This is a genomic window from Pseudomonas sp. StFLB209 (assembly GCF_000829415.1).
GTDB lineage: Bacteria > Pseudomonadota > Gammaproteobacteria > Pseudomonadales > Pseudomonadaceae > Aquipseudomonas.
In genome coordinates this window covers 569,050-594,706 of record NZ_AP014637.1, presented here as the reverse complement: position 1 = coordinate 594,706, position 25,657 = coordinate 569,050, and the positions used below count along the sequence as shown (strand labels likewise).

Annotated in this window: 24 protein-coding genes; 13 read left to right on the top strand and 11 right to left on the bottom strand. The window is 60.2% G+C overall.

Annotation, left to right across the window (positions count from 1 at the left end; genetic code table 11):
• Positions 1–141: 141 nt before the first annotated feature.
• From PSCI_RS02700 to PSCI_RS02685, 4 genes are read left to right on the top strand one after another with little or no spacing between them, the layout of a single operon-like run.
• On the top strand, positions 142–813 hold the full coding sequence (locus PSCI_RS02700) for a methylamine utilization protein (protein WP_045482506.1): 672 nt from the start codon (positions 142–144) through the stop codon (positions 811–813).
• The gene (locus tag PSCI_RS02695; protein WP_045482503.1) at positions 813–3,158 is read left to right on the top strand and encodes an EAL domain-containing protein; all 2,346 of its coding nucleotides are present in this window, start codon (positions 813–815) and stop codon (positions 3,156–3,158) included. The genes PSCI_RS02700 and PSCI_RS02695 overlap by 1 nt, the downstream gene beginning before the upstream one ends.
• A 1-nt stretch (position 3,159) precedes the next feature.
• Positions 3,160–4,023 carry a DUF3034 family protein gene (locus tag PSCI_RS02690; protein WP_045482491.1) on the top strand — a complete coding sequence of 288 codons (864 nt, stop codon included), beginning with the start codon at positions 3,160–3,162 and terminating at the stop codon, positions 4,021–4,023.
• The gene (locus PSCI_RS02685) at positions 4,023–4,451 is read left to right on the top strand and encodes a group I truncated hemoglobin (protein ID WP_045482489.1); all 429 of its coding nucleotides are present in this window, start codon (positions 4,023–4,025) and stop codon (positions 4,449–4,451) included. The genes PSCI_RS02690 and PSCI_RS02685 overlap by 1 nt, the downstream gene beginning before the upstream one ends.
• 100 nt (positions 4,452–4,551) lie before the next feature.
• Here PSCI_RS02685 and PSCI_RS02680 read toward each other — a convergent pair whose 3' ends face one another.
• Complete coding sequence (locus PSCI_RS02680) at positions 4,552–6,948, bottom strand: glucose/quinate/shikimate family membrane-bound PQQ-dependent dehydrogenase (RefSeq protein ID WP_045482486.1); 2,397 nt, start codon at positions 6,946–6,948, stop codon at positions 4,552–4,554.
• Positions 6,949–7,176: 228 nt separating this feature from the next.
• Here PSCI_RS02680 and PSCI_RS02675 point away from each other — a divergent pair, with 228 nt between their 5' ends.
• Together PSCI_RS02675 and PSCI_RS02670 are read left to right on the top strand one after the other, a co-directional pair.
• Positions 7,177–7,398 carry a VF530 family DNA-binding protein gene (locus PSCI_RS02675; RefSeq protein ID WP_045482485.1) on the top strand — a complete coding sequence of 74 codons (222 nt, stop codon included), beginning with the start codon at positions 7,177–7,179 and terminating at the stop codon, positions 7,396–7,398.
• Between the two features lie 9 nt (positions 7,399–7,407).
• Positions 7,408–8,061: a Pr6Pr family membrane protein gene (locus PSCI_RS02670; protein WP_045482484.1), complete on the top strand. Its 654-nt coding sequence runs from the start codon at positions 7,408–7,410 to the stop codon at positions 8,059–8,061.
• A 10-nt stretch (positions 8,062–8,071) separates the two neighbouring features.
• On the opposite strand, the gene PSCI_RS02665 is transcribed toward PSCI_RS02670, so the two are convergent.
• The 4 genes from PSCI_RS02665 to PSCI_RS02650 form a co-directional block, all read right to left on the bottom strand.
• Positions 8,072–8,848: a siderophore-interacting protein gene (locus PSCI_RS02665; protein WP_045482483.1), complete on the bottom strand. Its 777-nt coding sequence runs from the start codon at positions 8,846–8,848 to the stop codon at positions 8,072–8,074.
• Positions 8,845–9,399, bottom strand: a complete 555-nt coding sequence (locus tag PSCI_RS02660) for a PadR family transcriptional regulator (RefSeq protein WP_045482482.1) — start codon at positions 9,397–9,399, stop codon at positions 8,845–8,847. The genes PSCI_RS02665 and PSCI_RS02660 overlap by 4 nt, the downstream gene beginning before the upstream one ends.
• A gap of 118 nt (positions 9,400–9,517) precedes the next feature.
• On the bottom strand, positions 9,518–12,646 hold the full coding sequence (locus PSCI_RS02655) for a transglycosylase domain-containing protein (RefSeq protein WP_045482481.1): 3,129 nt from the start codon (positions 12,644–12,646) through the stop codon (positions 9,518–9,520).
• Between the two features lie 88 nt (positions 12,647–12,734).
• The gene (locus PSCI_RS02650) at positions 12,735–13,355 is read right to left on the bottom strand and encodes a LysE family translocator (protein WP_045482480.1); all 621 of its coding nucleotides are present in this window, start codon (positions 13,353–13,355) and stop codon (positions 12,735–12,737) included.
• 117 nt (positions 13,356–13,472) lie between these two features.
• Here PSCI_RS02650 and PSCI_RS02645 point away from each other — a divergent pair, with 117 nt between their 5' ends.
• Complete coding sequence (locus tag PSCI_RS02645; protein ID WP_045482479.1) at positions 13,473–14,402, top strand: LysR substrate-binding domain-containing protein; 930 nt, start codon at positions 13,473–13,475, stop codon at positions 14,400–14,402.
• A 6-nt stretch (positions 14,403–14,408) separates the two neighbouring features.
• Here PSCI_RS02645 and PSCI_RS02640 read toward each other — a convergent pair whose 3' ends face one another.
• A complete protein-coding gene (locus PSCI_RS02640) occupies positions 14,409–15,104 on the bottom strand; it encodes a hypothetical protein (protein WP_144403182.1) in 696 nt (231 codons plus the stop codon).
• 356 nt (positions 15,105–15,460) lie between these two features.
• Here PSCI_RS02640 and PSCI_RS02635 point away from each other — a divergent pair, with 356 nt between their 5' ends.
• On the top strand, positions 15,461–16,390 hold the full coding sequence (locus PSCI_RS02635) for a hypothetical protein (RefSeq protein ID WP_231906347.1): 930 nt from the start codon (positions 15,461–15,463) through the stop codon (positions 16,388–16,390).
• A gap of 45 nt (positions 16,391–16,435) precedes the next feature.
• Here the strand turns inward: PSCI_RS02635 and PSCI_RS02630 are convergent, their stop codons facing one another.
• The 3 genes from PSCI_RS02630 to PSCI_RS02620 all read right to left on the bottom strand — a co-directional run bounded on the left by PSCI_RS02630 (position 16,436) and on the right by PSCI_RS02620 (position 18,943).
• Positions 16,436–17,140, bottom strand: coding sequence for a hypothetical protein (locus tag PSCI_RS02630; RefSeq protein ID WP_052483340.1), 705 nt, complete (start codon positions 17,138–17,140; stop codon positions 16,436–16,438).
• Between the two features lie 60 nt (positions 17,141–17,200).
• The gene (locus PSCI_RS02625; protein WP_045482475.1) at positions 17,201–18,358 is read right to left on the bottom strand and encodes an OpgC domain-containing protein; all 1,158 of its coding nucleotides are present in this window, start codon (positions 18,356–18,358) and stop codon (positions 17,201–17,203) included.
• Between the two features lie 198 nt (positions 18,359–18,556).
• Positions 18,557–18,943 carry a hypothetical protein gene (locus tag PSCI_RS02620; RefSeq protein WP_045482472.1) on the bottom strand — a complete coding sequence of 129 codons (387 nt, stop codon included), beginning with the start codon at positions 18,941–18,943 and terminating at the stop codon, positions 18,557–18,559.
• Between the two features lie 383 nt (positions 18,944–19,326).
• On the opposite strand from PSCI_RS02620, the gene PSCI_RS02615 reads away from it, so the two are divergent.
• From PSCI_RS02615 to PSCI_RS02605, 3 genes are all read left to right on the top strand, one after another.
• Positions 19,327–19,602, top strand: a complete 276-nt coding sequence (locus PSCI_RS02615) for a type B 50S ribosomal protein L31 (RefSeq protein WP_045482469.1) — start codon at positions 19,327–19,329, stop codon at positions 19,600–19,602.
• A gap of 180 nt (positions 19,603–19,782) precedes the next feature.
• The gene (gene ddlA / locus PSCI_RS02610; RefSeq protein WP_045482463.1) at positions 19,783–20,874 is read left to right on the top strand and encodes a D-alanine--D-alanine ligase; all 1,092 of its coding nucleotides are present in this window, start codon (positions 19,783–19,785) and stop codon (positions 20,872–20,874) included.
• Positions 20,871–21,275, top strand: a complete 405-nt coding sequence (locus tag PSCI_RS02605) for an NUDIX hydrolase (RefSeq protein WP_045482460.1) — start codon at positions 20,871–20,873, stop codon at positions 21,273–21,275. The genes ddlA and PSCI_RS02605 overlap by 4 nt, the downstream gene beginning before the upstream one ends.
• Here the strand turns inward: PSCI_RS02605 and metR are convergent, their stop codons facing one another.
• The gene (gene metR, locus PSCI_RS02600) at positions 21,276–22,193 is read right to left on the bottom strand and encodes a transcriptional regulator MetR (RefSeq protein WP_045482457.1); all 918 of its coding nucleotides are present in this window, start codon (positions 22,191–22,193) and stop codon (positions 21,276–21,278) included.
• Positions 22,194–22,425: 232 nt separating this feature from the next.
• Between metR and PSCI_RS02595 the strand changes: the two genes are divergently transcribed.
• Both PSCI_RS02595 and PSCI_RS02590 read left to right on the top strand, forming a co-directional pair.
• Positions 22,426–23,418 carry an alpha/beta fold hydrolase gene (locus PSCI_RS02595; protein ID WP_045482454.1) on the top strand — a complete coding sequence of 331 codons (993 nt, stop codon included), beginning with the start codon at positions 22,426–22,428 and terminating at the stop codon, positions 23,416–23,418.
• Between the two features lie 182 nt (positions 23,419–23,600).
• Entirely contained in the window at positions 23,601–24,242 is a 642-nt protein-coding gene (locus PSCI_RS02590) for a DsbA family oxidoreductase (protein WP_045482451.1), read from the top strand.
• A gap of 78 nt (positions 24,243–24,320) precedes the next feature.
• Here PSCI_RS02590 and PSCI_RS02585 read toward each other — a convergent pair whose 3' ends face one another.
• Positions 24,321–25,652: a sigma-54-dependent transcriptional regulator gene (locus PSCI_RS02585; RefSeq protein ID WP_045482448.1), complete on the bottom strand. Its 1,332-nt coding sequence runs from the start codon at positions 25,650–25,652 to the stop codon at positions 24,321–24,323.
• Between the last annotated feature and the right edge of the window lie 5 nt (positions 25,653–25,657).

Here is a 25,657-nt window from a genome sequence, read left to right as displayed (position 1 = left end):
CGAATTTGAATGGCTGATATCAAAATGATGTCTCTGCGGCATATCCCTGCTCTGGCATGACAGCTACTCTGCTTGCCAGACACATCGTTGCCAGGGTCGGCATCACTTTCCGGCATTGCCGTTGTGGAAGGGTTCACACGTATGACCAAGTTACTGCATTCGATGGTTCTCGCGGGCCTCTACGTGTTTTCGGCGGCCAGTGTCTCGGCCGCGACACTGACGGCACAGATGTTCGATCGCCAAGGCAAGCCACTGGCCAATGCTGTGTTGACCCTCAAGGGCGCTGCTGGCCCGGTCGTACCGACGCTCAAGGCCAGCATGGACCAGCGTAACCAGGAGTTCGTGCCACGGGTGCTGGCGGTCCACACCGGCACCCAGGTCAGTTTCCCCAACAGCGATGACATTCGCCATCAGGTGTATTCATTCTCGCCCACCAAGCGCTTCGAGTTGCGCCTTTACGAAAAGACCCCGTCAGAGCCTGTGCAGTTCGATAAGGCCGGTCTGGTTGTGCTGGGCTGCAACATCCATGACTGGATGGTGGGTTACGTGTACGTCACTGACGACCCCTGGTATGGGGTCAGTGATGCGCAAGGTACGCTCAAGCTCGATCAATTGCCGCCCGGCCGTTATACCGCGACCCTCTGGCACCCGCAGGCCGAAGACATGCAGCCCCTCGCCGGTGGTGTGCTTGAGGTGCCAGCCGACGGGCTGAGCAAGCGTTTTGACCTGGCCGTCGAGGTCAAACCCGAAGATCAGCCTGCACGCCCGGCCCCTGGCGCTTTCGGTGATGCGTTCCACAAGGCTGCACACTGATGAAACTTCGTCTGAGCTTCCAGGCGCGCATCGCCGGGGTGTTGATTGCATTGGTTCTGGTTGTGATCGGAGCGGTTTTTGTCTCGGTCAAATTCGCCACCGGCGATGCAGTGCGCAGCCAGGCCCAGGCGCAACTGGAGGTTGGCAGCCGGGTGTTCGAGCGGTTGATCGACCTGCGCGGCCGGCGGTTGCGCGATGCGGTGCAGTTGCTCTCGGCGGACTTTGGCTTTCGCGATGCAGTGGCCAGCTCCGATGCTTCGACCATCCGCTCGGTGCTGCTTAACCACGGCGGGCGGATCAACGCCAGCGATATGTTTTTGCTGGGCATGGACGGCACGGTCGTTGCCAGCACCGAGGACGAGGTGGCGGAGGGCTCCAAATTCGTCTACGACCAGGCGCTGCGCAGCGCCAAGCGCAATAATCAGTCAATGCTGATCGTGCCTGGTGGCGGTACTCCGCACTTGCTGGTCGAAAGTACCGTGCTGGCGCCCTTGCCGCTTGGCCGGGTGGTCATGGGCTTTACCATCGACAGCGATATCGCTCAGGAACTGCGTTCACTCAGTGGTCTGGAGGTGTCATTCCTGACGATCGAAAACGGCAAGCCGGGCGAGTTGATCAGCACCCAGCCAGCCGCCATGTATCCGGCGTTGGTCGAGTTCATGCGCACCTCTGCAGGCGGTCAGATGCATCTGACCGAAAGCGGCAAGCTGAAGTTTCTCAGCCAGACCCTGACTCTCGCAGGCTCTGGCGACAATCAGGTTCTGGCGTTACTGCAAAGCCCGCTGGACAAAGCCTTGCAGGCGTTCGTGCCACTCGATGAAAAGATCTTCTGGATCTCTCTGGCAGCGCTGTTGGCTTCGTTGATCGGCACCCTGGCGCTGGCCCGCAGTGTCTCGCTGCCGGTCCGCGCCCTGGCAGTGGCTGCCAAGCGCATTGGCGATGGCGACTATCGCACGCCAGTGGTCATGGCTCGCAAAGACGAGCTGGGCATGTTGGCCGGTGCAATCAACAGCATGCAGCACGGCATTGCTGTGCGTGAGGATCAACTGGCGCACAACGCCCTGCACGATGCGGTGACCGGCTTGCCCAACCGGGCGCTGGTGATGGAACGGCTGGGCAGTTCGATTGCCGTTGAGCGTCAAATGGCCTTGATGTACCTGGGCATCGACAACTTCCGCGCCATTCACGAGAGCGTCGGGGTCGAGACGGTCGACCACCTGCTCCACGAGCTTGGACAGCGTCTGCAGGGTGCCCTGAGTGCAGGTGACACTGTCGCCCGGCTGACGGCCAACGAGTTTCTCATCCTGCTCGATCACGCCACGGTCGATGCGGCGGTGGCGCGCGGCGATCAGTTGCAGCGCCTGCTCAGCGAGAGCCAGCGCGTTGACGGGTACGACATCGCGCTGGAGTGCTGCATCGGCATTGCGGTCTACCCCGAACATGGTGATGCCGCCCAGGAGCTGCTCAACCGGGCACTGATCGCCCGCAAGGATGCGATCAACATGCCCGGCCGTCTGCATATCTATGAAGACGGTCGTGACCTGGCCCACCAGCGCCAGATCAGCCTGATCCGTGACCTGCGCAAGGCCGCGCAGAATGGCGAATTGCATCTGCATTACCAGCCCAAGCTGGACATTCGCCAAGGCCATGTGCGCCAGGCTGAAGCCTTGTTGCGTTGGGCGCATCCGCAGTTTGGCAACGTGTCGCCGGGGGAATTCATCATCCTTGCCGAGCGCACCGGCAGCATCCAGTTGTTGACCAACTGGGTGATCGAAGAAGCGATCCGCCAACTCGCCGAATGGGCTACCCGCGGGTTATTGGTGCAGCTTTCGGTCAACGTGTCGGCCGACGATTTGCTCGGTGGTGACCTGGTGGGCCACGTGACCCGGACCCTGACCAAGCACCATGTACCGGCTGAGCAACTGATTTTCGAGATCACTGAAAGCGCGGTGATGAGCGAGCCGGAGCAGGCACTGGTGGTGCTCAACCGCCTGCGTGAGTGTGGCATCAGTTTGTCGGTGGACGATTTCGGCACCGGCTATTCTTCATTGGCACACCTCAAGCGCTTGCCGGTTCAGGAACTGAAAATAGACCAGTCATTTGTACGCAACCTGGATGAGACCAGCGAGGACGCGGTGATTGTTCGTTCGACCATCGAAATGAGCCACAACCTGGGCTTGAAGGTGGTCGCTGAAGGGGTTGAGTACGAACACAGCCTGCAGTTGCTGCAACGCTGGCATTGCGATACGGCCCAGGGCTATCTCATCAGTCGTCCGCTGTCGGCGGCGGCCTTCGAGGCATGGATTGCCAAGAGTCATGCTCCCACTGACCTGATGGTTCACTGACATGCACTACAGAAATGCGTTGTTGTTGAGTTGCCTGTTGGGGGCCACTGCGCCTCTGGTTCAAGCCGAGAACAGCAAACTGCTTGCCACTGGCGGCGCCAGCAGTATCGAAGGCAGTGCCGGCGGAGGCATCACGCCGTGGGCGGTACTCACCGGTTACGGTGAAGAAGGCGAGTGGGGCGCCAGCGCCTTTGCAACCCGTGTCGACCTGCCCGACTACAACCTGGATGTCGCGGGGCTGGCGGTGGCCTATGGAAACCGGGTTGAGTTCTCTTACGCCCGCCAGCGCTTCGACATCAGCACGCTACAGCACAAACTGAGCTTGCCCGATGACAACTTCACCCAGGATATTTTCGGGGTAAAGGTCAGGCTGTTCGGCGACCTGATCTTCGACAACCTGCCGCAGGTGTCGCTGGGGGTGCAATACAAACATCAGAACGACTTCCTGATTCCCAGCCTGGTCGGCGCCAAGCGCAACTCTGACGTTGAGGGTTACCTGACCGCCAGCCGCCTGTTCATCGGCGGGGCGTTCGGCTACAACCTGCTGGTCAACGGCGGCGTGCGCTACAGCCGCGCCAACGAAATCGGCCTGTTGGGCTTTGGTGGTGACCGGCGTGACAGTCGTAGCGTGCTCAAGGAAGGCTCGCTGGCGGTGCTGCTCAACCCGCGCTGGGCGGTGGGTGTGGAATATCGCGAGAAGCCCGACAATTTGTCGTTCGCCGGGGAAAGCGATTGGGCCGACGTGTTCGTCGGTTACTTCCCCAACAAACATTTCTCCGTAGTGTTGGCCTACGCCCGGCTCGGTGAGATTGCGACTCTGGAAAACCAGAACGGTGCCTACCTGTCCCTGCAGGGGAGTTTCTGATGAAGCGTCTGCTCAGTGCATTGCTGCTGGTAATGCTGGTCGGCTGCGCCCAGCAGCCTCAACCGGCCAAAGATGACAGCCTGTATCAGGACCTGGGCCAGCGTGCCGGTATCCAGCGTATCGTCGAAGGAATGCTGCTCAACGTGGCTAAAGACGAGCGTATCGTCGAACGCTTTCGCCGGGTCGATATCGAGCGTCTGCGTGACAAGCTGGTTGAGTTCTTCTGTATGGAAACCGGCGGGCCCTGCACCTATACCGGCGACAACCTGCGCGAGTCACACAAAGGCCAGGACCTGACCCGCGGCAACTTCAATGCGCTGGTCGAGAATCTGATCAAGTCGATGGACGAGCAGAACATATCAGTGCCCGTACAGAACCGCCTGATCGCCCGTCTGGCCGCCATGCGTGACCAGGTGATTCACCAGTAGGAGCGACCTTGGTCGCGAAGGCGGCTGGTCGGGCAATACAGCTGTTATGCCTGTGCCGGCCTCTTCGCGACCTTGGTCGCTCCTGCAACTGCAGCGCTCTTTACCTCGGCAAGCGGTACGCTACTACGTAGTCGCCTTGTCGGGTGCCCAGCGAACCATGGCCGCCAGCGACCACCAGCACGTATTGTTGGCCATCCTTGCCGGTGTAGGTCATCGGCGTGGTCTGCGCGCCGGCGGGCAGGCGGCCTTGCCATAACTGCTTGCCGTTACGCAGGTCATAAGCGCGCAGATACTGGTCCAGCGTCCCGCTCAAAAAGCCCAGGCCGCTGGCGGTGGTGATGGTGCCGCCGAGACTGGGCACGCCCATGGTCAACGGGATCGGAACCGGCGAGCTGTCACGCACGGTGCCGTTCTTGTGCATCCACAGGGTCTTGTGGGTGGTCAGGTCAACGGCAGCCACATAGCCCCAGGCCGGTGCCTGGCAAGGCAGGCCCATGGGCGACAGCAGCGCTTCAAGAATCACCCCGTACGGGGCGCCCTTGTTGGGTTGCACGCCTTCGGTCTCGCTCTTGCGGCCCGGCCCGGCCGCCACTTCAGCGGCCGGCACCAGTTTCGAGCGGAACGCCATGTAGCTGGGGTTGACGAAGGCGATCTGACGCACCGGATCAACCGAAATACCGCCCCAGTCGAACACCCCGAAGTTACCGGGGTAGACCAGCGTGCCTTGCAGTGACGGCGGGGTAAACGGGCCTTCGTAGCGCAGCGACTTGAAGTCGATGCGGCACAGCAGTTGATCGAACGGGGTCACGCCCCACATGTCACGCTCGGTGAGCACCGGCGGCATGAAGTTCAGCTCCGATTTCGGCTGGGTCGGCGAAGTACGATCGCCCTCGACCGCGCCTTGCGGCACCGGCACTTCATGGATCGGCACGATAGGCTCACCGCTGCGGCGGTCCAGCACGTAGATACTGCCTTGCTTGGTCGAGGCCAGTACCGCCGGCTTCAGGCCATCGGCGGTTTTCAGGTCCATCAACGTTGGCTGACCGCCGACGTCCATGTCCCACAGATCATGATGAGTGAATTGATAGTTCCAGCGTACCTTGCCACTGGCGATCTCCAGCGCCACCAGGCCTGCACTGAATCGCTCTGACGCCGGGGTACGGTTGCCGCCCCACTGGTCGGGCATCTGGTTGCCCATCGGCAGGTAGATCAGGCCCAGCTTTTCATCGACGCTGAACATTGACCACATGTTGGGCGAGTTGCGGGTGTAGGTTTCGCCCGCCGCGAGAGGCGCGGTCTGATCCGGGTTGCCGCTGTCCCAGTTCCAGACCAGACGGCCGGTGCGGATGTCATAGGCCCGAATCACTCCGGATGGCTCGTCGGTGGAGACGTTGTCAGTGACATGCCCGCCGATGATGACCAGGTCGCGGGTCACTGCCGGTGGCGAGGTGGAGTAATAGCCGCCGGGGGCGAAGCTGCCAATGTTGCTGGTCAGGTCGATCGCGCCCTGGTTGCCGAAGTCTTCACAGACCTTGCCGGTGTCAGCGTTCAAGGCGATCAACCGGGTGTCGGCGGTGGGCAGCAAAATGCGTTTTGGGCAGGCGCTGGCGGTCGCCGGGCTGGCTTGCTCAGCGGAGTCGGCGTAGCTGGCCTGGTCGTGATAAGCCACGCCACGGCAGGTCATGTGCGCCCAGCCCTTGAAATTTTCAGCGCTCTGGGTGCTGATCTTCGGATCATAGCGCCAGATTTGCTTGCCACTGTCCGGGTCCAGCGCAATCACCTGGCTGTGCGGCGTGCACACATAGAGCATGCCGTTGACCTTCAGCGGTGTGTTCTCGGCGGTGGTTTCGCCTGGGTCGCCAGGGCCTGGGATATCACCGGTACGGAAGGTCCAGGCCGCTTCGAGTTGGTGAACGTTGTCAGGCGTGATCTGCTTGAGCGGAGAATAACGGTCACCAAAGGCGGTGCGCCCGTAGGACTGCCAGTCGCCGTCGGGCATTGCCGGTGCGGTGCTGGTGGTGCCGGCTGTTTCGCGGTCGAGCTGGCCTTCGATACGGCCAGGGTGGGTGAACTGGCTGGCCAGTGCCACCAGACCTGCGAGCAGCACCGCAAGGCTCAAACTGCCGGTAGCCAGGGGGGCGGGTGCAGCGCCCTGTAACGGCCGGCGCAGCCAGGGCAACAACAGGACAATGCCCAAGGCAAACCAGAGCGCCAGGCGCGGAACCAGTTGCCACCAGTCCAGACCGACTTCCCAGAGCGACCAGCCGGTGCTGGCGAACAGGAACAGTGCGTAGAGGCTAAGGGCGGCGCGATGCCTTTTGAACAGCAGTATGGCGGTCAGGGTCAGCGCGACGCCGGCCAGCACGTAATAAAGCGAACCGCCCAGTTGCAGGAGTTTGATCCCGTAGCCGAGCAGGACCAGCCCCATCAGCAGTAATACCAACCCAACGATCTTCAGTGGCAAGGGATGGCTGCGTGCAACTGCATCAGTGCCCATAGTGCAAATCTCCGCGAAATGAATATTCGGCGGTGTGTGGGTCACGAGCCGCCTCTGCATGCAGAGGCTTGAAGTAACAAAACGTTTCAAAAATATGCATAGGTACAAGACCGATGGCACATCAGACTGCCTGCAGGAGCGTTCTAAACTGTCCAACCGGGCTTCCCGCTGACGCCCGGCTCGGCTATGGTGCGCTCCTTTTGCCGCAAACCCTGCCCAAGGTGCCAGATGACTACTCCTAACACCGATCCGCTGCATGGCGTGACCCTGCAGCGCATTCTCGAAGTGCTGGTCGAGCACTATCAGTGGTCGGGCCTTGCCGAGCGTATCGATATTCGCTGCTTCAAGAGCGACCCGAGCATCAAGTCGAGCCTGACGTTTTTGCGCAAGACACCTTGGGCCCGTGAGAAGGTCGAAGCCTTGTATGTGAAGCTGCAGAAAAAACGTTAAGGATGCTTGATGCTCGACAAACACCTGCCAGCGGCCCCCGGCGCACGTCGCTATGCCTTGGTTGCGGCAGTGCTGGGCTGGTCCGGACTGGCGATCCAGCAATACCTGATCTTTATCTCTCGCTGGAATGATCAGGCCAGCCTGCTGGGCGGGTTGGTGAAGTTCTTCAGCTTTTTCACCGTGCTTAGCAACACCCTGGTGGCCGTGGCGCTGACCTGTGTGGTCAGTCAGCGAAACACGGCGTTGCAGCGGTTTTTCCGTCACCCGGTGGTCTGCAGCGGTATCGCCGCCAGTATTGCCCTGGTGGCGATTGCCTACAGCCTGTTGCTACGCCACCTGTGGCAACCGCAGGGCTGGCAGTGGCTGGCCGATGAACTGCTGCACGACATCATGCCGTTGCTGTTCGTGCTCTATTGGTGGCTGTACGTGCCCAAGGCCGGGTTGGGACTGCGTCATGTGCTGCTGTGGATGCTCTACCCACTGGTGTACTTCGGCTATGTCTTGCTGCGCGGCGACCTGCTGGGTGATTACGTCTATCCCTTCGTCGACGCGGGCAACCTGGGCTATGCCCAGGCGTTCATCAATGCCGGGGGAGTGCTGGCCGGGTTTGTGCTGATTGCACTGCTGCTACTGGTGGTTGACCGGCGGCTGAAAAAGCCCTGACTAGAAGCGCTCAGTGCCCTTGCGACTCAGACTCGTCGAGGCGCCAGTAACCGGCAGCCTTGACGAATTCATCATCCAGTCCCTTTTCATCGAGCAGGATGCGCCGCGCCTTGCGCGACAGGGCCGCTTCGGTAGCGACCCAGGCATACAGCTTGCCAGTGGGGACTTGCACCTGACGGATGGCCTCCAGCAAATCCTGCTCGCCACGCACCACCCAGCTCACTTCGACCTGGGCCTGGCTGTTCAGTGGCTGGCGCTCATCGAGGCTGGCGACTTCGATCAATACGCGGGCGCTGCGACCTGCCGGCAGCTCTTCAAGGCGCCGGGCAATGGCCGGGATAGCGGTCTCGTCGCCGATCAACAGGTAACTGTCGAAAATATCCGGGACCACCAGCGAGCCACGCGGGCCTGCGATGTATAGATGCTGTCCCGCAGCCGCTTGGGCGGCCCAGGTCGCGGCCGGGCCGTCGCCGTGCAGCACGAAGTCGATGTCCAGCTCGTTACTTTGCGGGTCATAGCGGCGCGGCGTGTAGTCACGCATGGCCGGGCGCGGGCCTGCGCTGTCGGCGCCGAGCGTCATGGTTTCCAGCGCCGCCTGCTCTTGCGGGGTACGCGGGAACAGCAATTTGACGTGGTCGTCAGCGCCCAGGCTGATGAACCCGGCCAGCTCTGGGCCGTGCAGGGTGACACGGCGCATCAGTGGCGTGAGGTCGGTGACGCGCAACACTTCGAGTTTGCGACGCTTGATTTCATGCATGACGCGGTGAATCGCTTGCGGTGAATTCATTGTGGTTCCTCGATGCGGGAATGAGCGCCATCGGCGATGGCCTTGGCGGTGCTGTTGAGCAGGTCGCGCACCCGGGCGATTTCTTCAGGTGTCCAGCGACCGTGGTGCATGTGCATGGCATGACGCAGGTTGTGCACGGCTTCGTGGATCTCCGCTGGCCGGTCATGGCCGCGCAGGGCACGTTTGCTGACGTCGATACGCTGGCGCGCGCCATCCAGCGCTACGGCCTGCTCAGCCAGCCAGGCGCGGCCGATGTCGGTCAGCGCGTAGCGCTTCTTGCCGGCGGCAGCGTCGCCGAGAATCAGCTCGCTTTCTTCCAGAAAGGTCAGGGTCGGGTAGATGACCCCAGGGCTGGGGCTGTAATTGCCGTCGAACAGGCTCTCGATCTGGCGGATCAGGTCATAACCATGGCAAGGCTGAGCAGCAATCAGGTCCAGAATCAGCAGCTTGAGGTCACCCGGGGCAAATACCCGCGGGCCCCGGCCACCGCGCTCGCGGCCGCCGCGTTTGTCTGCCGTCAGTGACCCGCAGGCTTGTGAGTCTTCACCCATCTGAGCTTCTCCGTTTACGTTTAGATATACCTTAAGATATATCTTTACGATTTCGCAAGCACTTTATCCGGAGTCATTCTCATCTTGGGTGAATCATCTTGGGCGAAGTACTGAGCTATCACTGCGCTCCTGAACCGGCGACAGCGGGGCCGGCTGGCGGCGCCGCGCACATGGCCTGACCATGTTGTTCCAGGTAAGGCGTGAGGAACGGCGCCATCCCCTTGAGCACCTGCACCGGCAGCGCCGAGGTGAAGCGAAACCCTTCGGCAGCGCGGCCTGGCACGTAGGCGGTGAGGGTACCGAAGTGGTTGTCGCCCAGATAAAACACGAAGGTGGCGGTGCGGTTGATGGCTCGTGATTGCAGCACGTGCCCGCCTGCGCTCATGCTCTGGATACGGTTGTCGCCAGTGCCGGTCTTGCCGCCCATGATCAGGTTGCTGCCGTCCTGCAGCTTGAACGAGCCCTGAATGCGTTTGGCGGTGCCGCCGTCGACCACTTCAGACAAGGCTTCGCGCATGGCCGTTGCCACCGCCGAGGGCAGCACCCTTTTACCCAGCTCCGGGTTGGTGACCAGACGGGTTTCGTAGGGCGTACCCTCGGCAAAATGCAAGCTGTCGATGCGTACGGTGGGCAGGCGAATGCCGTCGTTCTGGATGATGCCGATCAGTTCGGCCAGCGCTGCCGGGCGGTCGCCGGAACTGCCGATGGCGGTGGCCAGTGACGGCACCAGATGATCGAACGGATAACCCAGGCGCTGCCAGCGTTGCTCGATATCCAGGAAGGCTTCGACCTCCATCATGGTGCGAATCCGGCTGTCGCGTGCGCTTTTATGGCGGCTCTTGAACAGCCAGCTATAGACCTCCTGGCGCTCGTGGACACTGGCCGCCACGGCGTCGCGGAACTGCGCTTCGGGGTGGTTGAGCAGATAGCCCACCAGCCACAGGTCCAGCGGGTGCACTCGGGCAATGTAGCCCTGGTCGGGCAGGTCATAGGCACCGGGGCCATAGCTGCTATACAGCTCGTTGAGGCGTTTTTCAGTCACCTTGGCCGCCTCGCCGTCAGCCAGGTGGGCCCGCACGAAGTTGTTGAAGGTGGCCTGATCTGCCGCCGGCAGCAGATAGCGGTGCACCGCTGCCAGCCGCGAGGCGGTCGGGCGCATGCCATCGAGGAAGGTTTCCAGGCGTTGCTGGGTGGTCTTGTCCTTGTAGCGCTTCCAGAAGCGCAGCAGGAACACCCGGCCTTCGCGGTCGGCAAACTGGCTCAGGTATTCCTGACGCCGAGGGTCGCTGTCATCCTTGAGCAACTCAGCGCTATTACCCGGTGCCTGATAAGTGCTGTAGCGCACCACATCGCGCATCAGGCGAATGAACGGCAGGTTGATCGACTCGCGCAGGGATTCGCGCAGGGTCGGCAGCCGGCCGTTGTCTTCACGGCGAAAATTGTTGAAGCGATGCAGGCCGCCGCCGGTAAAGAAACGCTCGCCAGGGCTGGCCGAGTAGCGTCGGTCCAACGCGGCACTGAGCATTTTCGGCAGGTCGCGGTCCGGGTTCTGGATCAGGTAATCGACTGCCCAGCGGGTCAGCAGGTCCGGCGCTTCCACCGGGACTTTACGCAGCTCGGGCGCACTCATGCCGGCATAGCGTTGATGCAGTTCGGCGATGATTTCAAGGTAAGTGGTCAGTACCCGCAGCTTGGCGGTAGAGCCCAGTTCCAGCTTGCTGCCTTCGTTGATGTCGAAGGGTTGGTCGGTGCTGTCGGTCTGGATACGGACCCGAAAACCGTCGGCGCTGCGCTCGAACAGGGTAAAACTGTAGCGCACCTGGGCGGTGCTGGCCGGGCTCAACAGGCGCTCGCCGATAAGACCCAGGCTGGCGGCAAATGCCGGATCGGCCAGTTGGCGCAGGTACTGGGTCACCTTGTCCTGCAACTCGCCCTGCAAGGTGGTGGTGGCCGACAGGTCGAGACGGTCCAGGTCATAGAAAGGTCGGTCGAGCATGCTCGACAGCCGACTGCGCGCGACGCTGATGCCCTTGTTACCTTCCATGGGTTGCCAGGTCGGTTGTTGCTGCCAGTCGCGGTAGGTCACCTGCGCGGCCAGGGTCGCGTCGGCCAGTTGCCGGTCGAGCACCCCGGCGTTGGCCAGCAGGCGGATATGGCTGTCGGTCAGCTCGGCCAGTTCGTGGCGGCCCTTGGACAGATAATGCGAAGGACGGCGCTGGGCGATCACCAGTGACAGCACTTCACGCAACGCCAGAGCCTTGGCCGCCAGCGCCTTGGCGGTTTCGGCCGGGGCATTGAGGTGCTGGTTGCTGCTCTGGAAGTCGGCACCAAACCAGACCCGCAACCCTTCAGCCAGACCGTGGACTTCACCGTGTCCGGGTACTGCCGACAGCGGTACGCTGTTGAGATAATCGCGCACGACGTTCTGCCGTGCCTCCAGGGTGTGCTCACCGGCCTGATAGGCCCGCACGCTGGCAGAGAACATCTGGCGCAGTTTTTCGGCGCCGGTCAGGGTCAGCCCGTCGGGCGAGTGGCGGTACTTTTCCAGTTGGGTCGCCAGGGTACTGCCGCCGGCCGACTGGCCGGGCAACGACAGCAGCTTGGCAACCTGTGACCAGGCCGCCTTGACGAAACGCGGCCAGTCCACTGCCGGGTTGGCCAGCGGTTGCTGCGGGTCGAGCAGATTGCGGTTTTCGATGAACAACAGACTCTGTACCACCAGCGGCGGAATAGACGCGAAGTCGGGGTACAACTGCTGCGGATAATGGAACTGATACAGCGGCGCGGCACGGCAATCAGTGATGGTCAGCCCGGCCTGGATCTTTTCCTGGTAGGGCACGAAGAAGCCGTGTTCGGCGTAGCGCATCAACTCCGGCGAGAAGCGGGTTTGTTCGGTGATCAGGTAGTCGCGTTTGAGCAGCCGTGGCAGAAACTGGTCGAGCGCCGAATAGCCCAGACGCTTGTCGAACGGGCCGTCACCGGGATAGATGCGCTGATTGCTCGGGCCGGGTTGCATCGACCAGCTCAGGCGGGCGGCAAAGCGGCTGATTTCCTGGGCTTGCAGGCGTGAACTGCGGGTTTCGTGTTCGATCGCCACGCCAAGCGCCACCCCCCCCATCACCACCAAGACCCAGAACACTCGCCAGCCATACCGCTTGCGGCGTGGAGGGGGCTGCTGTGGCCGGTTGTCATTCGGGTCGGCCTGGGTCTTCTGGTGCCCGCTATCGGAATGCCGTAATACGCCCATAATCGATTGGCCCCGGCCCTCTCAACGCACTTGCCACAAGCTTAGACGCTGACGACGCGGTACGACGGAAATTGTCCGGCAATCGGTTCTATGCCCACAGCGCACGCAGGTTGTAAGCAAGGCCTAGCAGCGCGATCAACAACAGCGCAACACCGGAGCACAGGCTGATCAACCGGCTGTTGCCCGCTTTGCTCAGGCGCCCGGCGATCATGATCCAGGCCCCCAGTATCAGCAGGTCGATAAGCACCCACAGCAGCGACAGCACTGCCAGGCTGGTCTTCAATGAGTGGCTGACCTGAAGAAACTGCGGAAAAAACGAGACAAAGAAAATGATGTCCTTGGGGTTGCAAATGCCCACCACAAAACCTTGCAGCAAGCCGCCTTGGGTCACCGGGCTGATCGGCTGGGTCGCCGTCTCGCACACCATCGCCTCGCGCAGGCTGCCGACCGCCAGATAACCGATCACTACACAGCCCAGCAAGCTGAGCAGGCTCAGCAGCCGGGTATCGAGTGCTGCGCTGGCGATGATGATCCAGGCCGCCACGCCGATCAGCACCAGTGAACCCCAATTGCTGCCAAGCGCGGTGGCCATGGCGCGTTTCGGCCCACTCCGGCTTGCGGTATTGACCACCAGCGCCACCACCGGCCCAGGGGTTGCGATCAGTAGCGACACGGTAAGGACGTAGCTCAGTAGCAAGGCGGTGTTCACAGTCGGCACCCGGTGAGTTTTATTTATGAAAGGCGCGAATTGTTAAGTCAGGAACCCACGTTGTAAAACGGGTTGGCTTCTGACCTACTATGAGTTCAACTCATCATGGATGTTTGCATGAGCGAACGTATTACCGCGCTCTACGCCCTTCGCGCGTTTGAAATCGCCGCCCGACACGGCTCGTTCAGCAAAGCCGCGCAAGAACTGTCAGTGACCCAGAGCGCAGTCAGCCATCACGTCAAGAATCTTGAATCGTTGTTCGACTGCGAGCTGTTCGAGCGCCATGGCCCACGTCTGCGCCTCACCGAGCAGGGGCGGCTGTTGGCCAATGAATTGAAGGCCGGCTTCAAAATCATCGAAAACGCCTGTGCGCTGCTCAAAAGCGGCCGCGATATTGTCCGCCTCAAAGCCCCGTCCACCCTGACCATCCGTTGGTTGCTCAGGGTTCTTGATCGTTTCAGAAAGGCCGGCCAGCACAGCGAAGTGCAGCTCTCCAGTGTCTGGATGGACATCGACAGCGTTGACCTGTATGCCGAACCCTACGACTGCGCGATCCTGCTGGGCGCCGGGCACTTTGGCGCCGACATCGAAAGCTGCAAGCTGTTTGATGAGTGGCTGGTGCCGGTCTGCCGGCCCGACTATTTGCCTGCCGAAGGCGTCGAACTGGCACAACTGAACAGCGTCGAACTGCTGCACCCGTCTGCCGACCGGCGTGACTGGCGCCGCTGGCTGAGCCGGGTCGGTGCCCAGGATCTGGTGAGTCTTGAGCGCGGGCAGCTGTTCGACACCCTGGACCAGGGCATCAGCGCCGCCACTCAGGGGCTGGGCGTTTCCGTGGTCGACCTGCTGCTGGCGGCTCAGGAAGTGGCTGATGGGCGATTGCACCTGCCACTGCGCCAGGTCGTGGCCACCGGCGATGCTTACTATCTGGTGTGGCTGAAGACCAGCCCCAAGGCGCGGCAGATGCGTGAGTTGCGCGATTATCTGTTGGGCGAGGTGCCGGTGATTGCCCAAGAATTCGAAGACTTTTTGCAGTATCTGAATTGAGGGCGTTCAGGCTTTGACATCGACATGATGATCCCGATGCTCTTCAGTGGCTTCACGCCTTTGGGCATGGCGTTCAACCTGATATGCCCAGGTATCCATGAAATTGCCAATGCTGTTACGGGTGAAAATTTGCCCGTAGTCGATGATCTTGTGATAGTTCTGCAGATCCACCACATAGCCAGCGCCAAATAGTTCCGGGAGGTGATCGACCAGTTCCATGACGGTACGGGTATGTTGGTGCAGGTTTTCTTTCAGTGTCTCGCGTTCGTTGAGCTTTTCGGTCAGGTAGCTCAGTTCGGCGGGTGTCAGTACCTCATCGGGATCAGTCACCTTGATTTTCAGGTCAGGGCCCAAGGTAAAGCCGAAATATTTGTCCGCCAGCTCAGGGTTCAGAAAGGCTAACTGACGGCGAAACTCATAGTAGTCATCGCACATGGCGTTCAGAGCAAGGCTGGAACGCTCAATGACGCTATTGAGATAAAGCGCACGGCTTGCCTCGTCAAAACTGTCCGTAAGATCGCAAGCATCCTTGTCCCCGGAAGCGGTCGATGGCCAAGGCGTGGGTGTGTATTCATAAAAGCTTGATGATCTATCCGCTTTTAAGGCTGGGGCTTCTGAACAGTTACAAGTTCGTGGCTGAACATCGACTTTCAAAAACGTTCTGCCGGGCCAGGCATTGACCATCGAGTAGTGGGGGGGCATCGACTGTTTTTTTGGAGGGTTCCTGCACCGCGGTGTTTTGGGCGGCCCGGTGCATTGCATCAAGCATGTTCGGAGCGGGGTTTACGGCAGGGCGAATTTCCATGGCAGTTTACTCATTGGGTGAATGTCCTGAGTAACGGCAGGGATCATGAGAACTTGTCCTGATAAAGGTGTAGGAGATTTCCGATGATTTTGGTGTTGTGAGGTGTGTCGAATTCTGATGGTCTTGTCGTGGTCTGATTGAGCTGTAGGAATTTTCAGCTTGTATGTTTTTGACTTGAACGGTGTCTCGAATATCGATTAGGTCCTCAATGGGTACGATAAATATCGTGCTTTAATCGATTGAGGATTGAATGATGAACTATCTAAAAAAAGAAATGATTGCGGTCATTATGTTGTCGGGTTTTATATGCTCTGCTCACACCACCTGTGCAGTCGCTGAAGGTCTGGCTCCAGAGCCTCTTGCTCAGACCGCAACCGGGCAAATCGACAATGGGGGTACTGGCGAGTCTTCCCAACCTCGCTTCACTGTTTTGCCTGACAAAATCAGTTCGATCTCTGACCATTTGAGCAAGCAAAACCCGGTTCATTACTACGGGTTCGTTGCCCTTCGCGGGCAGGATATCCTGCTATCCACGCCTGGTAACGCGATGCCGTACAAGAACCCATGGAAAATCGAGTACCGAGAAAATGACGAATGGAAACAGCTGACCTCGGAAGAGGTCGTTTTTTCAGGGCTGCAACCGGGTCACGAGATGATTGTCAGGGTCTCACCTGCGGTTCCTGGCGAGGTTCCTGCTGGTAGTTACAACCTCGCATTTGGATCGTTGCCTGTTCTGAAGTATGACCTGCATGACGAGGCAGGTGTTATCAGGATTTCGGGAGGCAGAACAGTACCGGCGTGGCTTGCTACGCAGGCTTATAAACAAGCTCTACTGGATGTTCGCTTCACTGATAGCAAAAACGTGCCGCTTGCAGGGGGTGTTGCCGCATTTTCTCTGGGGTACAAGGAGCATGTGCGGCCGGAAATCAGGTTTTCTCTGATCAGTGATGAGAAGGGGCAGGCATCCAAAATGGTCGAATTGGGACGTTGTACAGGTGGTTATGAAGCCGAGAGTTTTGTTCATAAACAGCAAGGCTTTAACACTTGGAAAAGTCATTATCTTGTGGCTGGATATTCTGCTAGCAATGCATTGCGATCGTCAAAGGCGGAGCAGCCCCATGTGTTCTTTTTAGGGCATATCTGCAGCCAGAAGTTGGTGAAAAGCGTGAGACCAAATAATTGATGATAGTCAACCCTGATCAGGGTGGCCTGATCAGGGGCGCACGCTTCAAGCCTCGATATGCAGGTTTGAAGCGTCGCGTGTTTCAGCGTTGTTATGTACTTGGCGGATCCACTCCTTATGCATTTTTCCTGGTCCTTGCTCCAGGATCTTTGCGTAATCAATCGTGTGCCTGAAGTTATCCAGTGTCAGGCTGTAACGATTGCCAAAAGTATCGGTGTCGTGGTCAAGCAGCGTCATCATGACCTTGGCGTGACGCTGTGCCAGTCCTTTCAAGTTTGCATGGTTGTTCAGGAGATTACCGAGAAAGTCTCGCTCCTGATGCGACAGGGTATTGTCGTAGTCGAGAATCATCAGGTTGGCGCTTTCATCCAGCGTAAAGCCAAACTTTTTTGCAGCCAACTCTGGATGGGTATCGTACAGTTTGTTACGAATATCTGCATAGCATACGTGCATTAAAGCCAGATCTATCATGCTGGCGGCGTGCTGATACCGCAGGTACATCGTCTTGGCGCAGATCGCGCCTTCGCCACTCTCATTCAGCCACGGTTGTTCTTCGTATTGATAGAAACTGTCGGTGGCAGACTTTGGCGACGTGGATTTGTCCACGAGGGCCTGGCTGATTTCATTGGAGCTAGATGGCGTAGGGGGTAGGGGAGGGCGCCAGACCCGTTGCTGCTGGTTCAGGTAATTGGCTGAAGTATCGATACCGTTCAAAGTGATGTCCTCTTGTGGAATGGTCACTTCCGGCATAACGGCCAGGCTCCCGGGAGCCTGACCTGATTATGCAGTAGGACTTTTCCGAAACATCACTCAGCGCGAAGCCGTCCGCAGTTTTTTGCTCGTCTGGGCTACCGGCTTGCCATTACCCAGACGTTTGTTGAGCTCCAGACCGTTGGCCATCAGCATCATCAGGCCCAGGCCGAGCAGGGCGGTGATGATCCGCATCGACCAGGTGTCGCCGGCCAAGGCGTTGGCGGCGTCGGCCAGCGGGGCGAGCAGCACGCCCAGGCAGAAGATCTCCAGCGAGTAACGACCCATCAGGCAGGTCTGCTGCGCCGGCCAGTTGTTCAGCCAGTCGCTGTGGCGTGGCAGCAGTTTGGCGACCACATACACCAGTGCCACAAAGTGCAGCAGGCGTGGCGGTGCCAGGTCGGTTTTGCTGATCGGGTACAGGCCTTCCAGATGCAGGGCGGAGACCAGCGCCGCATGCACTGCTGGCCACTTTTCATTGAAGGTCAGTACGCCGGCGATAATCAGATAGATCGCCGCCAGGATAAACAGTGGTTGCTGGCTCAGCGGGCGCTGCTCAGGTGGCTGCGGACGCTGGTTATACAAGGCCAGGGCGCCACCGAGGACAAACACCAGTTGCCAGGCGACCGGGTTGAAGTACCACACGCCACCGCCCTCGTAGGAGCGCAGGTTCCAGCCGTACAGCGGGACCATCATGTACAGCACTACCGAGGCCGCCACCGCCAGCTCGATACGGCGCAGCATCAGCGGCAGATACAGGGGCAGCGCCAGCAGCAACAGGATGTAGAGCGGTAACGGGTCGGTGAGGTTGGGCTTGAAGCGCAGCAGCAGCTCATCGGCCAAGGCCTGTTGCGGGTTGCCGACAAAATGTTGCAGGCCCATCTGCTGGATCATGTCGCGGGTGTCGACGTAGTTGTTGGCCACGAAGACGATGCCCATCAGCAGGGTGAGCAGGAAGATATGCACCACATACAGCACCCAGGTACGCCGCAGGATGCGGATGCTCGAAACCAGCCAGCCGTCGCGCTGATAGATACGGCCATAAGCAAGGATAGAGGCGTAGCCGGCCAGGAATACGAAGATCTCTGCGGCGTCGCTGAAACCGAAGTTGCGCACCGTCAACTGGGCCAGCGGGTTGTCTGGCACGTGGTCCCAGAAAATGAAAATCAGGGCCAGGCCCCGGAAGAAGTCGATACGAAGATCGCGTCCGTTAGTCATAACGGTGTGCTCTTGGAGAAGTCGGTGAATATGAAGACCGGAGGGCGCCCTCCTTGGTTGCCTCGCGTCAATCAAAAACAGCCGGGCGGCCACGCAGAGTGGCCGGATTCTACGGCAATTGCAAAATTGCGCTATTGCAGAATGTCTCAAAGTGTCGCCATGACGTGGTCGTGGCTGGCCCTGTCGGCGCTGGAGCCGTCAGGTGTTGTCGCTCGGCTCGGCTTCACGCACCCAGGGTTTGATATGCCGGATCCGCGTGGCCATGGCATACACATCCTCACGGCCTTCCAGGCTGATCCAGCGCAATTGCTCGATCAGATGTTGTTCCTTGGGGTTCAGCGCAACGAACCCCAGTTCATCGGCCTTGCGTATGAAGGTGTTGCGGGGCTCGGCCGGTGTGCTGGCGTTGATGACTTCCTGCAAAGCGCTTTGCAGCATCGACACATAACCAATCAGCATCGACGGGTTGCACAGGACATCGGTCTTGTTCACGTAGCTGTCGAGCAGCCGCAATGAATCGCGGGCTTCGAGCAGGCGGGTGTGGGCATGCTGCGGGAGTTCATAGTGCATTGCGGTGTCGGACATGGCGGATCCTGCTGAGAAAGTGTCGTGCGCCAGGCTCTGCGAGCCTGAATGCGGCTCGCACGTGCGGGATTGCTCAGCAGATCAAGGCAACCGATGTGCCGACACAATCCTGAACGGCTCAGCCATGACGGTTGTCTGGGCGGAGCAGGCGTCAGTGTCACTGAATGCCGGTGTCGTGCCTATCCATCGGCTGGGGGCAGGACTGAAACTGGCTGCACTCGCCGACATTTCTTACAGGTCAGGGTGAACCGTACATGGACATTAGCGATTACTGACTATTCGATCAAGCGAGGCAGCGGGAGTTCGGCGAAAAGTTGATAATCATTTCTGGATAGATTATGTTACTGTATAACATATATTGAAACCTGATCTCCGGAGCTGTCATGAAACCTGGTATCCATCCCGACTATCGTACTGTGCTGTTCCACGACACTGCGGCCGACGTGTTCTACCTGATCGGCTCCACCGTTGAGACCACCCGTACCCAGCAGCACAGCGATGGCCAGACTTACCCTTACGTGGCCCTTGATGTCTCCAGCGCCTCGCACCCGGTGTATACCGGCCAGCAACGCAAGACCACCACTGAAGGCCGTATCGCCGGCTTCAACAAGCGCTTTGCCGGCTTTGGCTCGGCCACCCGTCCGGGCGCTGACACCTGAGCAGCCCCTCATACGATCACCTCTGACTTGCAGCCGTGGCTGCAGTGGCTTGGCCGGGCGGGCAGAATTGACCGCCCGGCATCTTTTTTCCGGCTTTTGCCGCCTGCGACCGCCCGCCCTCTGGACTCCCCTCGGTATTGCTTCTATCTTCGCGGCCTGAAAAATCAGGAGTACCGCGCTTTGAAAAAATCAGTCGCCATCATGTTCGGCGGTCAGTCGAGCGAGCATGAAGTGTCGTTGCAGTCGGCACGCAACGTCATCAACGCCATCGACCGTGGCCGCTACGACCTGACCCTGATTGGCATCGACAAGCAAGGCCGCTGGCTGCGCTTCGATGAAAGCGATTATCTGGTCAACCCAGGTGACCCGGCGCGTATCGCACTGAGCACGGCCGGCCGCCCCTTGGCGTTACTGCCTGGCAGTACCGGCGGGCAATTGCTGGATGTCGAATCCGGCCAGGCCCTGGCGCGCATCGATGTGGTGTTTGCGCTGATTCACGGCGCCTTTGGTGAAGACGGCGCGTTGCAAGGCCTGTTGCGCATGCTGGCGATCCCGTTCGTGGGCCCGGATGTGCTGGGTTCGGCAGCGTGCATGGACAAGGACGTGACCAAGCGGCTGTTGCGCGATGCCGGGATCGACGTCGCGCCGTTCGTGGTTGTGCAACGTGGTGAGAGCATCGGTTTTGCGGAGGTAAGCGCGCAACTGGGCTTGCCGATGTTCATCAAGCCGGCCAGCCAGGGGTCTTCGGTTGGGGTCAGCAAGGTCACCGATGCAGCCGGCTTCCAGGCCGCGCTGGCGCTGGCCTTCGAGTACGATCACAAGGTGCTGATCGAGCAAGGCATGAGCGGCCGTGAAGTGGAATGTGCGGTGCTCGGCAATCGGGAGCCGCAGGCCAGTGTCTGTGGTGAAGTGGTCGCCAACGATGAGTTCTACGCCTACGACACCAAGTACCTCAATGACGGCCAGGCACGCACCGACATTCCTGCGCAACTGAGCGAAGAATTGGCCGGGCGGGTCCGTGAAGTGGCGCTGCGGGCTTACCGGGTACTGGGCTGTGCCGGTCTGTCGCGGGTGGATTTCTTCGTCACCGATCAGGGCGACATTGCGATCAACGAGATCAATACCATCCCGGGTTTCACCTCGATCAGCATGTATCCCAAACTGTGGCAGGCCAGCGGCCTGACCTATGCCGGGCTGATTGACCGTTTGATTGACCTGGCGCTGGAACGGGGTGCAGAGGCTGCTCTGTTGAAACGGGATATCAGCCTGTGAAGGTCATCGACATTGCCGCTGCCCTGTTGGTCGCGGCTGATGGCCGGACGCTGCTGGTGCGCAAGCGCGGCACCCGGGCTTTTATGCAGCCGGGCGGCAAGATCGAAGCCGGTGAGCCAGCGCTACAGGCATTGATGCGCGAGCTGGAAGAAGAGCTGGCCCTGCGGATCGAGCCGGACCAGGCGGTGTTTCTCGGTGAGTTCAGGGCAGCCGCCGCCAACGAGCCGGGTTTCGAGGTGCGCTGCCAGCTGTTTCGCGTGAACTGCGATCATGCCGTGCAGCCTGCGGCAGAAATCGAAGAAGTGCAGTGGGTCGATGCCCGCAGCAGTGCTGCGCTGGAGCTGGCACCGCTGACCCGCGACCAGATCCTGCCGCAGTACTGGCAGACCCTGCCGGGCTGATCAACGTACTGCGCTGACACCATCAAGGGTCGAGAACGAGGTGTCCTTGGCGGTTAGCAAGAAGTCGCGCATGTACGGTGCGTCGAGCATGTCGGTGCGCACGGCGGCGTAAAGGGTCGCAAACAGACCCTTTTCGCCCAGCCGTTTGGCCTTCACATAGCCACGCGAGCTGTACTCATGCAGCGCCCAGTGCGGCAGCCCGCACACGCCACGGCCGCTGGCCACCAGTTGCATCATCATCACGGTCAGTTCCGAAGTGCGCACCTGGGCCGGTTCGACGTCGGCCGGCTCCAGAAAACGGGTGAAGATATCCAGCCGGTCACGTTCCACCGGGTAGGTGATCAATGTCTCGTTGAGCAGGTCGTGCGCCAGGATGTACGGGCGGCTGGCCAGCGCATGCTGATTGGCGACAGCGAGCATGGCTTCATAAGTGAACAGCGGGACGTAAGTCAGGCCTGGCAGCTCCAGCGGGTCGGAGGTCACCACCAGGTCCAGGTCACCACGCGCCAGCGCGGGCAGGGGGGCGAAGGAGAACCCTGACGACAGGTCCAGCTCGACCTCCGGCCAGGCATCGCGGAACTGGTCGATGGTCGGCATCAGCCACTGGAAGCAGCTATGGCATTCGATCGCCATATGCAGGCGGCCCGCCGTGCCGCCGGCCAGACGCGACAGATCCCGCTCGGCGCCGCGCAGCTGCGGCAACACCGAATCGGCCAGTTGTAACAGCCGCAGCCCGGCACTGGTAAAACGCACCGGTTTGGTCTTGCGCACGAACAGGGTCATGCCCAGCCGTTCCTCAAGCTCCTTGAACTGATGCGACAACGCCGACTGGGTCAGATGGAGGCGCTCAGCCGCCTCGACCAGGCTGTCGGCTTCGCGCAGGGCATGCAGCGTCTTGAGGTGACGAATCTCCAGCACGGGGGCAAGCTCCATGAAAATAATTTGATTAAAAATTCAACGGCGTGAGTTTGTCTCATGATCTGCCTGTTGTCGAGGTCAGCTTTTGCTTGAAGCCAGTCGCTTGAGGCTTGCAGATAGCTTTGCCACTCGTCCCGGTTCATCAAACTGTCACGCAAGTGTGGCAGCGCGATCCTGAAAACATCATCAGACTGGCGGCTTACTGGGGTTCTGTTTTTCGGTGTTTCTTCCAATGCGCATTTTTTTCCTTCTGGCCGCCTTGCTCTGCGGCTGGCCGTCTTTTGCTGTCGCAAAATGTGATGTCGACACGCCGGTGCAACTGGCTCAACTCAAGGATGTACGGATCGCCTGGCAGAGCGTCGGCGAACCGACCGATCCGACCCTGCTGTTGGTCATGGGCCTGGGCGGGCAGTTGATTCACTGGCCCGACGAAGTGGTGGTTGCCCTGTGTCAGCAGGGTTTTCGGGTGATTCGCTATGACAACCGTGACGTCGGGTTGTCGAACTGGGTCAAGCCGGTATCGGAGGTCAACCTGGCGTTCGAAGTGCTGCGTTTCAAACTCGGTTTGCCGGTGTCGGCGCCTTATTCGCTGAGCGATATGGCCGACGACGCGCTGGGCCTGATGGACCAGTTGAACGTCAGTCGTTTCCATGTGCTGGGCGCGAGCATGGGCGGGATGATTGCCCAGCATCTGGCCGATCAAGCCCCCCAGCGTGTCGAAAGCCTGACTCTGGTGATGAGCAGCTCAGGCGCCGAAGGTCTGCCCATGCCGGATGCCGCCTTGCTTCAACAACTGGCCCGCCGCAGTGCACCCAATCGCGAAGCGGCGCTGCAACAACAGGCCGACTTGCTTGCTGCGCTGGGCAGCCCGCGGGTCAAGGATGATCGTGGGCAACTGCTGCAACAGGCCGCGATCGCCTACGACCGTGCATTCAACCCCGAAGGCGTCAAACGCCAGATCGCCGCCATCCTGGCTGAACCCAGCCGGGTCGAGCTGCTCAACCGCCTGCGTGTCCCGACTCTGGTGGTACACGGCACCGCCGACCCGCTGCTACCGGTGATGCACGGCGTCCACCTGGCCGCGCACATTCGTGGCAGCCAGTTGAAACTGATCCCTGGCTTCGCCCACCGCTTCCAGGAAGCCTTCAAAGCCCCGCTGCTCGCCGCCGTGCTGCCTTATCTGCGGGCGCAACATGATCAGGGCTGGCATATGGCGAAGCTTTAACAACGCTCTGCCGCCGGCCGTCGAATCGGCTCCCGGCGGGGCGCAACCCGCAGTCCAGACAACTGCACTCATGATTTCTGCACATTACAAGAAGCCTTCGCGAGCAAGCTCGCGCCTCCAAGTGCCCGGATCAGCCCCGAGGGTGTATGGTGAGCCTTTGTCTTCAGACCAAGGCCCACCCCATGAGCACACCCCTGAAAATCGACTTCGTGTCTGACATCTCCTGCCCCTGGTGCATCATCGGCCTGCAAGCACTGGAGCAGGCCTTGGCGCAACTGGGCAGCGAAGTCAGCGCACAGATTCACTTGCAGCCTTATGAGCTGAACCCGACCATGCCTGCCGAAGGTCAGGACATCAAGGAACACATCGCCGAGAAATATGGCTCAAGCCCGGAACAGATCGAATCGATCCACACCACCATCCGCGAGCGCGGTGCTGAACTGGGTTTTGATTTTGCCAGCGGCGAGCGCCGCATCTACAACACCTTCGACGCCCATCGACTGCTGCACTGGGCCGAGCAAGAAGGCAAACAGCTGGCGCTGAAACACGCCTTGTTCAAGGCCTACTTCACCGACCTGAAAAACCCTTCAGACCGCGCTACCCTGGCCGATCTGGCGCAACGGGTCGGACTCGACCGGCTGCGCGCCGAAGAGGTCCTGGCCTCGGGTCAATACGCCGCCGAAGTACGTGAACTCGAACAACTGTGGATCACCCGCGGCGTCAGTTCAGTACCGACCATCATCTTCAACGAGCAGTACGCCGTCTCAGGTGGCCAGCCGGTGGATGTGTTCGTCGGCGCGATCCGCCAGATCATCGCCGCCTGATCTTTATCGGGCAGCCGACCTGCAAGCGAAGACGACACTGTTCACTTGCAGCTTGCCACTTGAAGCTTGCCACTGCCTTTACAGCCCGTACTTCTTAACCTTGTCGAACAGCGTCGTTTTGGCCATGCCCAGCTCCTGGCTGGCCTGGCTGAGATTGCCGCCGCTGTGCTGCAAGGCTTCGCTGAGCATGTTCCGCTCAAAGGCTTCCACGGCTTCGGCAAAGCTCAGGCGCGGGCTTTCCGCATCGCGGCTGCTGCTGTTTTTGAACGCCGGCAGGCCCAATGCATAACGTTCGGCGACGTTGCGCAGTTCCCGCACATTGCCTGGCCAGTCATGGCTCATCAAACTCGACAACGTCTGGCGGTCAATGGCGCGTGGCTCGCGATCAAAGCGCAGCGCCGACAACTGCAGGAAGTGCTCGAACAGTTGCAGAATATCCTCGCGGCGCTCGCGCAGTGGCGGCAACTCCAGAGTCACTACGTTGAGCCGGTAATACAGGTCGCTGCGAAACTGCCCGGCCCTGCTCGACACATCAAGATCGAACTTGGTGGCGGCGATCACCCGGCAGTCCACCTCGACTGCCTGGTTCGAACCCAGCCGCTCCAGGGTACGTTCCTGCAAGACCCGCAGCAGCTTGATCTGCAACGGGATCGGCATGCTTTCGACTTCATCGAGAAACAGTGTGCCCTTGTGCGCATGCTCGATCTTGCCGATCCGTCGTTTGCCGGCGCCGGTGAAGGCGTTGGCTTCGTGACCGAAAATCTCTGACTCGAACAGGCTCTCGGCCAGGCCACCGCAGTTCAGCGCCACGAATTGATGGTCACGGCGCCGGCTGAAGTCGTGCAGGCAACGGGCGACCAGTTCTTTACCGGTGCCGGTCTCGCCTTCAATCAGCACGTTGGCACAGGTATCGGCCACGTTGGCGATCAGCTCGCGCAGGTTATGCATGGCCGGTGAGCGGCCGATGATTTTGCCTTCCAGGCTGTCGCGCTCGGCCAGTTGCCGACGCAACGCCCAGACCTCGCGGGCCAGGCCGCGTTGCTCCAGTGCCCGGCGCGTGACGTCCACCAGCCGTTCGGGAGAGAAGGGCTTTTCCATGAAATCGTAGGCGCCATCGCGCATGGCATTGACCGCCATGGTGATATCGCCATGGCCGGTAATCAGCACCACCGGCAGGCTGGCGTCGATGGCCTTGAGTCGTTCCAGCAGTTCCAGGCCATTGATGCCTGGCAGGCGGATATCGCTGATGACGATACCGGCAAAGTCGCTGCCGACCCGCGCCAGGGCTTCTTCTGCGCTGCCCACGCCTTCGCTGGCGATGTCTTCCAGGGCCAGTGCCTGTTGGCAGCCCAGTAGCACATGGGGGTCGTCTTCGACGATCAGCACTGTCAGGTTGTGATTGATGTTCATGGCAG